The organism is Bradyrhizobium sp. SMVTL-02 (assembly GCF_051853005.1).
Taxonomy (GTDB): domain Bacteria; phylum Pseudomonadota; class Alphaproteobacteria; order Rhizobiales; family Xanthobacteraceae; genus Bradyrhizobium.
In genome coordinates, this window is record NZ_CP182469.1 from 6,521,210 (window position 1) to 6,534,083 (window position 12,874).

Genomic DNA, 12,874 nt, shown 5'->3' on the forward strand with positions numbered 1-12,874 from the left:
GCGTGTTCCCGCAGTACAATCACGATTTGCGGTAGCGGATCAGCGAGAAATGGCCCATCGGCGGCATGGGGCGACGCTCGGTGAGCGTGACGCCGCCGTGTTTGGCGGCCCAGTTGACGAGGCGGGCCCACGGGAATTCCGGGCGCCAGCCGAGGCGGCGGGCGATGGGGGCAAAGGCGAGCTCGGAGAGCTTGCGCAGGCCCTTTTCCGCGCCGATGTGGTTGACGAGGATCAGCTCGCCGCCCGGCTTGAGCACGCGCACGAACTCGTCGAGCGTTCCTTCCGGATCGGGCACGGCGGTAATGACATATTGCGCCACCACCGCGTCAAAGACGTTGTCGGGGAAGGCGAGGTTCTTCGCGTCCATCACCGAGAGCACTTCGACATTGCTGAGACGTAGCGCGCGGACGCGCGCCTGCGCCTTGCGCAGCATCGGCTCGGAGATGTCCACGCCGCAGATCTTCGTGGTGCGCGCGTAGTCGGAGAGCGAAAGCCCGGTGCCGACGCCCACGTCGAGGATGCGGCCGCCGATGCGGTCAGCTTCCGCGATGGTCGACTGCCGTCCGGCGTCGAAGACCTTGCCGAACACGAGATCGTAAACCGGCGCCCAGCGGCCATAGGCCTTCTCGACCCCCGCCCGCGAGATGTCTGCTGCCATGCCCCCTGCCCTTACTACACCTCTCCCGAAGGGAGAGGTCGGATAGCATCGCAAGATGCGATCCGGGTGAGGGGTTGCGGTGTCAATAATAGTTGCGGCCCCTCACCCGGATTGCTGCGCAATCCGACCTCTCCCCGTCGGGGAGAGGTAAACCCGGCCCGACCAGTTACACTAAATCTCTTCATGGTCAGCCGCGCACGGCTTCCGCAAGCGGACGCGATGTTGCAGCGTCAAGCTTCGCCGCGGCGCTCTGAATAAAGCCACCGCCGAGAACGCGGGCCTGGCCACTGGGTGCGTCGTAGAACACGCAGGCCTGGCCGGGCGAGACGCCCTCCTCGCCGGCGACGAGTTCGACCTCGTAATGGCCGCCTCCGCCGCGCAGCCAGGCCGGCTGCGGCGAGCGGGTCGAGCGCACGCGCACGAACATCTCGAGGCCATTGCCGATCGCGCGGTCGATGTCGCCGCCGCCGATCCAGTTGACGTCGCGCAAGCTGATGCGGTGCATCTTCAGCGCATCGCGCGGGCCGACGACGACGCGGCGGCCCGGGGCATCGAGGCGCACCACGAATAGCGGCGAGCCGGAGGCGATGCCGAGGCCGCGGCGCTGGCCGACGGTGAAATTGGCAATGCCGTGATGCTGGCCCAGCACGCGGCCGTCGAGATCGACGATATCGCCGGGGTCCATCGCGTTCGGACGCAGGCGGGTGATGATGTCGGTGTAGCGACCGGTCGGCACGAAGCAGATATCCTGGCTGTCGTGCTTGTCGGCGACGGACAGGCCGAAGCGGCGCGCGAGCTCGCGTGTCTCGGGCTTGGTCATGTCGCCGAGCGGGAAGCGAAGGAAGTCGAGCTGCTCCTGCGTGGTCGCGAACAGGAAATAGCTCTGGTCGCGATCTGCGTCGGCCGCGCAGACCAGCGCGCGCGAACCGTCGCTCCGGAGGCGCGAGGCGACGTAATGGCCGGTGGCGAGCGCCTGCGCTCCTAACTCACGGGCGGTCTTGAGGAGGTCGCGGAATTTGACGCTGCGGTTGCACTCGATGCACGGCACCGGCGTCTCGCCGAGCGCGTAAGAGTCGGCGAAATTGTCGATGACGGACTCGCGAAAACGATCCTCGTAGTCGAGCACGTAATGGGGAATGCCGAGCTTGGCCGCGACGTCGCGGGCGTCGTGGATGTCCTGGCCGGCGCAGCAGGCGCCCTTGCGATGGGTGGCCGCGCCGTGGTCGTAGAGCTGCAGGGTGATGCCGACGACGTCGTAGCCTTCAGCCTTCAGCAGCGCAGCCGTCGTCGAGGAATCGACGCCGCCCGACATGGCAACGACGACCCTGGTGTCGTCAGGACGGCCTTCGAGATCCAGACTGTTGCGCATGGGTTCTTAAGCTGTGACGGCGGTTCGGCGATCCGCGATTTGCTTCTGGCCGGGACATGAACGGTCCCGAGGGAACTTCGGTTCCCGCAGGGGCCCGACTTGCCCGGTCGAAAGCGGCTGAGAGCTGCCTCTTTAATATAGGCCTCATTCCGGTGAAGCAATCACGCCGGCCTCGAGCTTAGGGCAATTCTTGCCGGGCCGGCAGAAATGGCGAGGCTTTCGCGCCCCGCGTGGCGGGACCATCAATACAATAATTGATTGATTCCGTTATATAAATCGTCGCAGCGGAGGCTGGCCCGCTCCTTGCTACTCCCAAGGCCGAAGATGTTTCCAAGGGGTTGCCTGTGGTCGGTGTTTCCTCAGATCTAGCTGCCAGCGTCCAGGTTTCGAGCGCGCAGCAGAAACCTGCGCGGTCGCAAGGGCCGAGGGGCACGTCACCGAACGAGTCCTTCGGCTCGCTGGTCGACAGCAACACCCAGGGGATCAGCAATAACGCGCCGGCCCAGGACGCCGCGCCGCGCCGGACCGAGTCCTCGTCCTCCTCCGCCTCCGACCGCAGTTCGCGCGACACCGCCTCCACCCAATCCTCCGCGCAGAGCAAGGCCAGCGACGACAGCAACACGCCCGCTCCCGCAAAGAGCGAAGCTACGGACGATGCGGGCAAGGATCAGGTCAAGACGGACACGACCAAGGACAAGCCAGAGGCGTCCGACGCGAAATCGGCCGAAAAATCCGAGGACACCAAGAGCGACACGACCGAGGGCAGCGACAGCCTCGCCGCCGCCCTCGACGCCGCAACCGCCGCGCAGGTTGACGCGACGCAGGCCGCTCAGCCCGATCCGAACGCCGTCGTCGTCGCCGCGCCTGTCGTGCCGGCCGGTCCGAATGCGGCAGCAAACCAGGCCAGCGAGGCGGCCGCCTCGCCGCTGACGATCGCCGCCGCCGGCATTGCCGCCAGCGCGTCCACGGCGGCGCAGATTGCGGGCAGCAAGACCGAGACCGCGACGGCCGGCGACAAGAGCGCCAAGATGGCCGGCGCGAAAGTCGATGCCGACACCTCGGCGACGCTGGCCGATGCCGCGACCGGCACGACTGCGACGACCGACGGCACCGCGACCGACGCCAAGACCAATGGTGGATTGATCGCCGTCGTGGACCAGGGCACGCCAAAGACCTCGTTCAAGGCCGCCGCGATCGCCGCCGGCGTGAGCGACGTCTCGAATATCGGCCAGGATGCGGGCAAGACGAACGCCGCACCCACACCGGACAATGCGGCAACCGCCAACCCCGCGCATGGGCAAGTGGCAAAGCCGCAGGCGGATGGCGGCACGGCCGAGGTGAAAGCCGACGTGAAGGCCGGCGCCAATGACGCCGCACCCGCCGCGCCGAACACGCATGCCCATGCAGGCGCGCAAGCCTTCGCGGCACCGACCGACACCGGCGCGCAGGCCCCATCCGCCGTGCAGGCGCCGCTGACCAACACGAGCTCCGCAGCAACCGCCTCGACCGCAACACTGACCGCGACCGCGGCGACTTCGACGGCGGTGCCGATCAACGCGGTGCCGATCGAGATCGCGGCGGCCGCACGCACGGGCAAGACACGCTTCGACATCAGCCTCGATCCGGTCGACCTGGGCCGTATCGACGTCCGCATCAATGTCGACCGCAACGGCCAGGTCACCTCGCATCTCACGGTCGACAAGCCGGAGACGCTGCAGATGCTGCGGCAGGACGCGCCGCAATTGCAGCGCGCGCTCGACGATGCCGGCTTCAAGACCGGCAGCAACGGGCTCTCCTTCAGCCTGCGCGACCAGAATTCGTCGGGCCAGCAGTCCGGTCAGAACAACGACCATGGCGGCAATGCCCGCCGGCTGATCATCAGCGAGGACGACAGCGTTCACGCAGCGCCCGTCGGGCGCGGCTATGGCCGCATGCTCGGCTCGAGCAGCGGCGTCGACATCAGAGTGTGAGGAGTATTCGCTTATGACCACCACGAATGCCGCCACCGCCCCCGCCGTCGTCTCCGGCACGACCGACATCCCGAAATCGTCCTCGAGCTCGACCATGAGCTCGAACACGGGCTCGACGCTCGCCGGCAACTTCCAGACCTTCCTGACCCTGCTGACGACGCAGCTGCAGAACCAGAACCCGCTCGATCCGCTCGACACCAACCAGTTCACGCAGCAGCTGGTGCAGTTCGCCGGCGTCGAGCAGCAGCTCAAGACCAACGATTCCCTGGCCCAGCTCGTCACCCTGCAGCAGACCACGCAGGCGACCCAGGCGCTGGGCTTCGTCGGCAAGAGCGCGCTGGTCGATGGCTCGACCGCGACGATGAAGAACTCGTCGGCGACCTGGCACCTCAACGTGCCCTCCGACTCCACCGTCGACATCACCATCGCCAATGCCAGCGGCCAGACCGTCTTCACCGGCAAATACACCGCCGGCGCCGGCACCGACATTCCCTTCACCTGGAACGGCCAGGGCAATGACGGCACGCAGTGGCCGGACGGCAAGTACACGATCTCGGCCACGGGCAAGGACGTCGCCAACAACAATGTCGGCATCGCCGCACAGGTGCAGGGCATGGTGTCGTCGGTCGACCTGACCCAGTCGCCGCCGCTGCTCACGATCGACGGCGCCAGCTACACGCTGAGCCAGGTGAAGAGCATCATTGCGACGAGTAGTAATTGAAGGCGAGCGCGCGAGCGACACATTCGGTGTCATCCCGGCGAGAAATTTGGCGAAGACTCGTGGTCAGGAAGTCATTTTGGGTACTGCTACCTGCGTCTCATCGATAGATCACGCGGTATGGGTCCCGGACTTCGCGGGACGACATTGAGGGCCTTGCGGCGCCGCGCTCGGGCCCGGGTTTGTTAGTAAAGTATTTACCTTCTGCCCGCCTGGCCCGGCCTGCCGCCCGCCAGGCCGGCCGCGTTCCCGCAAGTTTCAACGAGAATTGTATTGAAGCCTTAGGCTTAGCGGATTTTTAAGCCGCGGGGCGTAGGGTTACTGCGTGAGTTCAGTGGTTGAGAGTTTGTGAGTACGCCATGACAGAACCCCATCGCCCGAGGGTAAAATACGTCATCGGGCCGGACGGCAGTCCGCTGACGATCGCAGATCTGCCCGCGCCCGGCACCAAACGCTGGGTCATCCGCCGCAAGGCCGAGGTCGTTGCCGCTGTGCGCGGCGGACTTCTCTCCCTCGAGGAGGCCTGCAGCCGTTATACCCTGACGGTCGACGAATTCCTCTCCTGGCAGTTTTCCATCGACCAGCACGGTCTGGCGGGTCTTCGCACCACCCGCATCCAGCAATATCGCCAGTAAGCGATCCGGAAATCTGCGGCTTTTGACGAAAATCGGCCTCGCCCAGCGAGGCCGATTTTTTGCATGTTTCCTTTTGGGGCGACTTTTGTCCGACCTCTTAACCTTCGTTAACCATATCGAAACCATCCCCTAGGCAATAATTGCCCAGTCGACCGCTCCGTTGCGGGTCGAAGCTTCGGGGCGGTTGCTTGCAAGGTCTTGCGGACTTCTTAAAAAGTATCGGTGCCGCCCGGTTCGGGGCCATGATCGCGGTCACCGCCGCGCTCATCGGCTTCTTCGCATTCGTCATCATGCGGGTCACGACGCCGCAGATGACGACGCTGTTCACGGACCTCAGCGTCGAAGATTCCTCCAGCATTGTCAAAGACCTGGAACGCCAGGGCATCCAGTTCGAGATCCGCAATGAGGGCTCGATCATCATGGTGCCCAAGGACAAGGTCACGCGCCTCAGAATGAAGCTCGCCGAGGGTGGCCTGCCCAAGGGCGGCGGCGTCGGCTACGAGGTGTTCGACAAGTCGGACGCGCTCGGCACCACCTCCTTCGTCCAGAACATCAATCATCTGCGCGCGCTGGAAGGCGAGCTCGCCCGCACCATTCGCGCCATCGACCGCATCCAGGCCGCCCGCGTCCACCTCGTGCTGCCCGAGCGCCCGCTGTTCGCCCGCGAGGCGCCGGAGCCGTCAGCGTCGATCGTGGTCCGCGTCCGCGGATCGCTCGAAGCCCAGCAGATCCGCGCCATCCGCCACCTCGTCGCCTCCGCCGTCAACGGCCTGAAGCCGCAGCGGGTCTCGATCGTCGACGAGGCCGGCCAGCTGCTCGCCGACGGCGCCCAGACCGATCCGGAGCAGGCGCTCGGCGACGAGCGCCGCACCGCCTTCGAGAAGCGGATGCGCAAGCAGGTCGAGGACATCGTGTCCTCGGTGGTCGGATCGGGGCGCGCCCGCGTCCAGCTCTCGGCCGATTTCGACTTCAACAAGATCACCCAGACCTCGGACAAGTTCGATCCCGAGGGCCGCGTGCTGCGCTCGAGCCAAACCCGCGAAGAAAGCAGCATGACCGCCGACAACAACGGTCAGGTCACCGTCAACAACGAGCTGCCCGGCAACCAGCAGAGCAACGGCGTCGCGGCCAAGGACCAGAGCAAGAAGACCGAGGAGACCAACAATTACGAGATCTCCCGCATCACCAAGACCGAGGTGACCGAAGCCGGCCGGGTCAACCGCATCTCGGTCGCGCTGCTGGTCGACGGCATCTACACCAAGAACGACAAGGGCGAGCTGGCCTATCAGGACCGCACCAAGGAGCAGCTCGACCGCATCGCCACCCTGGTGCGCTCGGCGATCGGCTTCGACCAGAAGCGCGGCGACCAGGTCGAGGTCGTCAATTTGCGCTTCGCCGACGCCCCCTCCACCGCTCCGATCGGCGAACCCGGCGGCTTCCTCGGCATGCTGCAGTTCACCAAGGACGACGTCATGTACTTCGTCGAGCTCGGCGTGATGATGCTGCTCGGCCTCGTCGTGCTGTTCATGGTGATCCGCCCGCTGGTCAAGCGCATCCTCGCCTCCGACGAAGTCGCCGCCGCTATCTCCGGCGTCCTCTCCGGCCCCTCCTCCGAAGAAGCCGCGCCGGCCGCCGGCGGACAGCCCCTGCTGCCCGGCGGCGCCGCCAGCGCGATCGACGTCGCCACCATCCAGGGCCAGGTCCACGCCCAGTCCGTTCATCGCGTCGGCGAGCTCGCCGAGCGCAACCCCAACGAAACCGTCGCCATCATCCGCCAATGGCTCACCGAGCCAGCCAAGTAATCCGCCAACTGAATCAAGAAGTGATCTGACATGGCCGCCTCCTTGCAAAACGCCAACTCCAACGACATCACCAGCGTGATCTCCACGCTCGGCCAGCGCGCCGGCAGCCGCGCCGCCGACGGCAAGGGCGCCGCGCAATTGTCCGGGCCGCGCCGCGCCGCGATCCTGATGCTCGCACTCGGCGAGCAATATGGCGGCAAGATCTGGAGCCTGCTCGACGACGACGAGGTGCGCCAGCTTTCGCTGGAAATGTCGACGCTCGGCACCGTCGAGGTCGACACCGTCGAGGACATGCTGCTCGAATTCGTCTCGCGCATGTCGGCCTCGGGCGCGCTGATGGGCAATTTCGACGCCACCGAGCGCCTGCTGCAGCAATACCTGCCGCCGGAGCGCGTCAACGGCATCATGGACGAGATCCGCGGCCCCGCCGGGCGTAACATGTGGGAGAAGCTCTCCAACGTGCAGGAAGAGGTGCTCGCCAACTATCTCAAGAACGAATACCCTCAGACCATCGCCGTGGTGCTGTCGAAGCTGAAGTCGGAACACGCCGCCCGCGTGCTCGGCATCCTGCCCGAGGAGCTCGCGCTCGACGTCGTCAACCGCATGCTGAAGATGGAAGCGGTGCAGAAGGAGGTGATCGAGAGCGTGGAGAAGACGCTGCGCACCGAATTCATGTCCAACCTGTCGCAGACCCGCCGTCGCGACGCCCACGAGGTGATGGCGGAAATCTTCAACAATTTCGACCGCCAGACCGAAACCCGCTTCATCACCTCGCTGGAAGAGGACAACCGCGAATCCGCCGAGCGCATCAAGGCGCTGATGTTCACCTTCGACGACCTCGTGAAGCTGGATTCCGGCTCGGCCCAGACGTTGATGCGCAACGTCGACAAGGACAAGCTCGGCGTCGCGCTCAAGAGCGCCAACGAGGACGTCCGCAACTTCTTCTTCGGCAACATGTCCTCGCGTGCGGCCAAGATGCTCCAGGACGACATGGCGGCCATGGGCCCGGTCCGCCTGCGCGACGTCGACGAGGCCCAGGCGCTGCTGGTCAACCTCGCCAAGGACCTCGCCGCCAAGGGCGAGATCATGCTGACCAAGAACCGCGCCGACGACGAGCTGGTGTACTGATGGCCGCTCCGGCAAAATTCCTGTTCGACACCGACTTCGCCGCTCCCGAGCGGTCGCGCGAGAAGGCCGCGACCGCGGCCGAGATCGCGCAGAAGATCGCGGAAGCCGAAGCGCGCGCCTATCGGGACGGCTTTGCCGCCGGCCAGCGCGAGGCCAAGGCCGAGAGCGACCGCCGCGTCGCACTCGCCATGGAAGAGATCAACATCGGGATCCGGGGCATCGCCTCCGGCATCGGCAACATCGAGTCAAAGATGGAGACTGAGGCGGTCGACGTCGCGGTCGCGGTGGCGCGCAAGCTGTGCGCCGACCTCGTCGCCGCCGAGCCGCTCGGCGAGATCGTCGCGCTGGTCAAGGACTGCTTCTCGCACCTGGTCGCCACGCCCCATCTCGTCGTCCGCATCAACGATTCGCTCTACGACAGCGCCCGCGAGAAGATCGAGCGGCTCGCCAAGCAGAGCGGCTTCGAAGGCCGGCTGGTGATCCTGGCCGAGCCGGAAATTGCCACTGGCGACTGCCGGATCGAATGGGCCGATGGCGGCGTCGTGCTGGAGCGCGGCGCCGTCGCGGCCAAGATCGACGACATGGTCGGACGCTATATCGCGTCCCGAAGGGGGAGCTAAGCCATGAGCGACACCGACGGACAGGTCCCGCTGCCCGATCTCAACGGCCCGATGCCGCCGAGCGCTGACGTCGGCTACAACGAGGACGAATATGCGGCGCGCGCCGCCGCCGACCTCGAGGCCGTGTTCGACGTGCCGGTGCAGGTCTCGGCCGTGCTCGGCCGCTCCAAGATGGATGTCGGCGAGCTCCTCAAGCTCGGGCCGGGCACCGTGCTCGAGCTCGACCGGCGCGTCGGCGAGGCCATCGACATCTACGTCAACAACAAGCTTGTCGCTCGCGGCGAGGTCGTCCTGGTCGAGGACAAGCTCGGCGTGACCATGACCGAAATCATCAAGACCGAGCGCAGCTAATACGCAGGGAATGACGCGCGGCAGCGCGACCAGACCGACAGGAGACTGACATGCGGCTTCTCATCGTTGGCACATTGAAGGGCCAGCTCACCACCGCCACCAAGATCGCGATGGAGAACGGCGCCACCGTGACCCACGCCGAGAATCACGAGCAGGCGATGCGCGTGCTGCGCGGCGGCAAGGGCGCCGACCTCCTGCTGGTCGATGTCGCCCTCGACATCCGTGACCTCGTGATGCGGCTCGAAGCCGAGCACATCCACGCTCCGATCGTCGCCTGCGGCATCACCAACGACGCCCGCGCCGCGGTCGCCGCGATCCACGCCGGCGCCAAGGAATACATCCCGCTGCCGCCGGATCCTGAGCTGATCGCCGCGGTGCTGGCAGCCGTCGCCAACGATTCCCGCGAGCTGGTCTATCGCGATGAGGCGATGGCCAGGGTGATCAAACTCGCGCAGCAGATCGCGGGCTCCGATGCCTCGGTGATGATCACCGGCGAGTCCGGCACGGGCAAGGAAGTGCTGGCCCGCTACGTCCACACCCGCTCGGCCCGGGCCAAGCGGCCGTTCATCTCGATCAACTGCGCCGCGATCCCCGAGCACCTGCTGGAGTCCGAACTGTTCGGCCATGAGAAGGGCGCCTTCACGGGCGCCGTCGCCCGCCGCATCGGCAAGTTCGAGGAAGCCACCGGCGGCACGCTGCTGCTGGACGAAATCTCCGAGATGGACGTCCGCCTGCAATCAAAACTGCTGCGCGCCATCCAGGAGCGGGTGATCGATCGCGTCGGCGGCACCAAGCCGGTGCCTGTCGATATCCGCATCATCGCGACCTCGAACCGCAACCTTGCGGAGGCCGTGCGTGAGGGCAGGTTCCGCGAGGACTTGCTGTTCCGCCTGAACGTCGTGAACTTGAAGATTCCGCCGCTGCGCGAACGTCCCGCCGACATCCTCGAGCTCGCCCAGCACTTCGTGAAGAAATATGCCGAGGCCAATGGCGTGCCGATCCGCCCGCTCTCGGCGGAGGCGCGCCGCGTGCTCTCCACGAACCGCTGGCAGGGCAACGTCCGCGAGCTCGAAAACACCATGCACCGCGCGGTGCTGATGGCGCAGGGCGACGAGATCGGTCCCGATGCAATCATCACGCCGGACGGCGACCGCCTCGACCTCGCCAGGACCGCACCGGCCGTGGCGCATGCGACCATGGCCGCCGAGCAGGTGACGCGCGCGCTCGTGGGACGCACCGTCGCCGACGTCGAACGCGACCTGATCCTGGAGACGCTGAAGCACTGCCTCGGCAACCGGACCCATGCCGCCAACATCCTCGGCATCTCCATCCGCACGCTGCGCAACAAGCTCAACGAATACGCCGACGGCGGCATCCAGATCCCGCCGGCGGGCACGCCGGGTGAATATCCGCGCGTGCCAGCCATGGGGTGAGCGCCGATCTGCAAGCTCGACGTCAGCAAAAGGGCCCGGAGCGCCGCAAGCGTTCCGGGCCCGATGATGTCGCGATCTGTCCGACTATTTGCCCGGCGGGACGTAGGTGCTTGCGAGCTTCGCGGCCTTTTCCGCGATGCTCTTGAATTCGCCCATCTTCCAGGCGCGCACGGTTTCGATCTTGGAGACGGCGCCACTGGCGGCGGCAACCATTCCGATCGCAATAGCATCGGAGCCATCGGGAAACTCCGTGACGAGCACTGCGTCGTGCTGACCAGTCGTCATGAAAGCTCCCTGGAGCTTTCCGCCGGCTTTCTCGACCAGCGCACCGATGACTGAGGTACGATCGATCGGCTTGTCGACCATTCCCTTGATGCCCGCGTTTGAGTATGAGACGTACGAGATGAACAGCGGCATGTTTCTCTCCGTCGAAGGTTGGACCGACAACATTTGTAGTTTTGGAAAGAGCTCTCCGAGCGAGAGCAAGGCAAGGCCTGCCGACGGCACGCGAGCTGCCTTGAAAATAGAGCTGCGGACCTCGGCACGTCCAACTGGCAGCTTGTGTCGAGTATAGCCAACTCCGCAGTGCGGCGCGAACGGTAAGCCAAGCCTACCCATTTGAAGGGCGTCTATCGTGCTGCCGCGAGTGAAGCAGTTCGCTATCGATACGCATCAGGATCGATAGAATTTTGGAGTGAGGTGATCTCGGCCACAGTCCGCCCCCACCTTCTCTGTCCTTCAACTCGAAACGGCAGGCCATGGAATATTCGTCGTGGATGATGTCGCCAATGCGCGCATCTGGGCCGGCTTCCACTACCGCTTCTCGACCGAAGTCGGCAACGACATGGGCCGGAAGATCGGTACGCTGGCCCGTCGAGATGCAGCTTCGCGGTGTCGAGGCGATGGCGCAGCCAGGCCGCTAGTCGGCCGCACTTTTGGAGCACCGAACACATAGCCGCACCGCATCCGGCGACTAGGTCACGCCGGCGCAAGGTCCTATAACCCCGCGTGAGAACCACGAGGGTACATATGTCTGAAGCTCAAATCACGGACTGGCTGGCGTCGCAGAAGCAGGCGATGATCGATCTCTTGCGCGACGTCGTGAACATCGATTCCGGATCCTATGACAAGGAAGGCGTCGATGCGGTCGGTGCGCGGTTCGAGCGGCATTTTACCGAGCACGGCATTCCGTTCCGGCGCGAGGCCAATGCCACCTTCGGCGATGCGATCCATGCCGAGGTGACCAAGCCCGGCAGCAACGAAAAGCCGGTGCTGTTGATGGGGCATCGCGACACCGTGTTCGGCAAGGGCGAGGCCGGGCGGCGGCCGTTCACGATCCGGGACGGCCGCGCCTACGGACCGGGGGTTTCCGACATGAAGTCCGGCCTCGTCATGAACGTGTTCGTGGCGACCGCCTTCCACAAGTTCGGCGGCTCGCCGCACCCGATCAAGGTGCTGATCACCTCGGACGAGGAGATTGGCTCGCCCGCCTGCCGCCCCATCATCGAGCGCGAGGGACGCGCCGCGCGCGCGGTGTTCAACTCCGAGCCGGGGCGGCCCACGGGCAATGTCGTGACGGGGCGTAAGGGCGGCATCTTCATGCACATGACCATCACCGGCAAGGCCGCGCATTCCGGCGCCAATTTCGCCGCCGGCGTGAGCGCCATCGGCGAGCTCGCGCACAAGATCGTCCAGATCCACGCGCTGACCGACCTCGACAAGGGCATCACGCTCAACGTCGGCCTCGTCTCCGGAGGACAGTCCGTCAACACGACGGCGCCTTATGCCGAAGGCCAGATCGACCTGCGCTATGTCGATCCCGCCGATCGCGCGCGGATCATGGGTGCGATTCAAAAGATCGTCGCGACCTCCTACGTGCCGGGCACCAGCGCGACGCTGACGATCAAGGGCGAGTTCGTGCCGGTGGTGCAGAGCGCGGAGTCGAAGACGCTGTTCGAAGTTTATCAGGCCGCCGCAAGACAGGTCGGCCTCACCACGCTGCAGGGCGAGTTCTCCGGCGGCTGCGCCGATTCCGGCTTCACCGCGGCCGTGAGCACGCCGACCATCTGCGGCCTCGGCCCGGTCGGCGGCCTCGCACATACGCCGGAGGAATATCTCGAGATCGACAGCATCGTCCCGCGCGCGCAGGCGCTCGCGCTGGCGATTTTAAGGGGGTGAGGGAGAGGTGCC

12 protein-coding genes are annotated in these 12,874 nt (G+C 65.6%); 9 read left to right on the forward strand and 3 right to left on the reverse strand.

Annotated elements, in window-relative coordinates:
* Window positions 1–19 precede the first annotated feature (19 nt).
* Complete coding sequence (locus tag ACNJYB_RS31130; RefSeq protein WP_439370358.1) at window positions 20–658, reverse strand: class I SAM-dependent methyltransferase; 639 nt, start codon at window positions 656–658, stop codon at window positions 20–22.
* A 187-nt stretch (window positions 659–845) separates the two neighbouring features.
* On the reverse strand, window positions 846–2,027 hold the full coding sequence (gene mnmA, locus ACNJYB_RS31135; protein ID WP_439370359.1) for a tRNA 2-thiouridine(34) synthase MnmA: 1,182 nt from the start codon (window positions 2,025–2,027) through the stop codon (window positions 846–848).
* Window positions 2,028–2,371: 344 nt separating this feature from the next.
* On the opposite strand from mnmA, the gene ACNJYB_RS31140 reads away from it, so the two are divergent.
* From ACNJYB_RS31140 to flbD, 8 genes are all read left to right on the forward strand, one after another.
* Entirely contained in the window at window positions 2,372–3,997 is a 1,626-nt protein-coding gene (locus tag ACNJYB_RS31140) for a flagellar hook-length control protein FliK (RefSeq protein WP_439370360.1), read from the forward strand.
* A gap of 13 nt (window positions 3,998–4,010) precedes the next feature.
* Window positions 4,011–4,718 (forward strand): flagellar hook assembly protein FlgD, encoded by a 708-nt coding sequence (locus tag ACNJYB_RS31145; RefSeq protein ID WP_439370361.1) that lies wholly within the window; start codon window positions 4,011–4,013, stop codon window positions 4,716–4,718.
* A gap of 356 nt (window positions 4,719–5,074) precedes the next feature.
* On the forward strand, window positions 5,075–5,350 hold the full coding sequence (gene sciP, locus ACNJYB_RS31150; RefSeq protein WP_002714638.1) for a CtrA inhibitor SciP: 276 nt from the start codon (window positions 5,075–5,077) through the stop codon (window positions 5,348–5,350).
* Window positions 5,351–5,538: 188 nt separating this feature from the next.
* Window positions 5,539–7,152 (forward strand): flagellar basal-body MS-ring/collar protein FliF, encoded by a 1,614-nt coding sequence (gene fliF / locus ACNJYB_RS31155; RefSeq protein ID WP_439370362.1) that lies wholly within the window; start codon window positions 5,539–5,541, stop codon window positions 7,150–7,152.
* Between the two features lie 30 nt (window positions 7,153–7,182).
* Window positions 7,183–8,280 carry a flagellar motor switch protein FliG gene (fliG, locus tag ACNJYB_RS31160; RefSeq protein WP_439370363.1) on the forward strand — a complete coding sequence of 366 codons (1,098 nt, stop codon included), beginning with the start codon at window positions 7,183–7,185 and terminating at the stop codon, window positions 8,278–8,280.
* Entirely contained in the window at window positions 8,280–8,900 is a 621-nt protein-coding gene (locus ACNJYB_RS31165) for a FliH/SctL family protein (RefSeq protein WP_439370364.1), read from the forward strand. The genes fliG and ACNJYB_RS31165 overlap by 1 nt, the downstream gene beginning before the upstream one ends.
* Window positions 8,901–8,903: 3 nt before the next feature.
* On the forward strand, window positions 8,904–9,251 hold the full coding sequence (gene fliN / locus ACNJYB_RS31170; protein WP_254146279.1) for a flagellar motor switch protein FliN: 348 nt from the start codon (window positions 8,904–8,906) through the stop codon (window positions 9,249–9,251).
* A 50-nt stretch (window positions 9,252–9,301) separates the two neighbouring features.
* Window positions 9,302–10,684: a sigma-54-dependent transcriptional regulator FlbD gene (gene flbD, locus ACNJYB_RS31175; RefSeq protein ID WP_439370365.1), complete on the forward strand. Its 1,383-nt coding sequence runs from the start codon at window positions 9,302–9,304 to the stop codon at window positions 10,682–10,684.
* 84 nt (window positions 10,685–10,768) lie between these two features.
* Here the strand turns inward: flbD and ACNJYB_RS31180 are convergent, their stop codons facing one another.
* Window positions 10,769–11,101 carry a GYD domain-containing protein gene (locus ACNJYB_RS31180; RefSeq protein WP_439370366.1) on the reverse strand — a complete coding sequence of 111 codons (333 nt, stop codon included), beginning with the start codon at window positions 11,099–11,101 and terminating at the stop codon, window positions 10,769–10,771.
* A 612-nt stretch (window positions 11,102–11,713) separates the two neighbouring features.
* Here ACNJYB_RS31180 and ACNJYB_RS31185 point away from each other — a divergent pair.
* A complete protein-coding gene (locus ACNJYB_RS31185; RefSeq protein WP_439370367.1) occupies window positions 11,714–12,862 on the forward strand; it encodes a M20 family metallopeptidase in 1,149 nt (382 codons plus the stop codon).
* Window positions 12,863–12,874 lie beyond the last annotated feature (12 nt).

Excerpts from the sequence above, each read along its gene's own strand:
- ACNJYB_RS31145 (WP_439370361.1), top strand. The coding sequence starts at position 4,011 with ATGACCACCACGAATGCCGCCACCGCCCCCGCCGTCGTCTCCGGCACG.
- sciP (WP_002714638.1), top strand. The coding sequence starts at position 5,075 with ATGACAGAACCCCATCGCCCGAGGGTAAAATACGTCATCGGGCCGGAC.
- ACNJYB_RS31185 (WP_439370367.1), top strand. The coding sequence starts at position 11,714 with ATGTCTGAAGCTCAAATCACGGACTGGCTGGCGTCGCAGAAGCAGGCG.
- fliN (WP_254146279.1), top strand. The coding sequence starts at position 8,904 with ATGAGCGACACCGACGGACAGGTCCCGCTGCCCGATCTCAACGGCCCG.
- mnmA (WP_439370359.1), bottom strand. The coding sequence starts at position 2,027 with ATGCGCAACAGTCTGGATCTCGAAGGCCGTCCTGACGACACCAGGGTC.
- ACNJYB_RS31130 (WP_439370358.1), bottom strand. The coding sequence starts at position 658 with ATGGCAGCAGACATCTCGCGGGCGGGGGTCGAGAAGGCCTATGGCCGC.
- flbD (WP_439370365.1), top strand. The coding sequence starts at position 9,302 with ATGCGGCTTCTCATCGTTGGCACATTGAAGGGCCAGCTCACCACCGCC.
- fliG (WP_439370363.1), top strand. The coding sequence starts at position 7,183 with ATGGCCGCCTCCTTGCAAAACGCCAACTCCAACGACATCACCAGCGTG.
- ACNJYB_RS31165 (WP_439370364.1), top strand. The coding sequence starts at position 8,280 with ATGGCCGCTCCGGCAAAATTCCTGTTCGACACCGACTTCGCCGCTCCC.
- ACNJYB_RS31180 (WP_439370366.1), bottom strand. The coding sequence starts at position 11,101 with ATGCCGCTGTTCATCTCGTACGTCTCATACTCAAACGCGGGCATCAAG.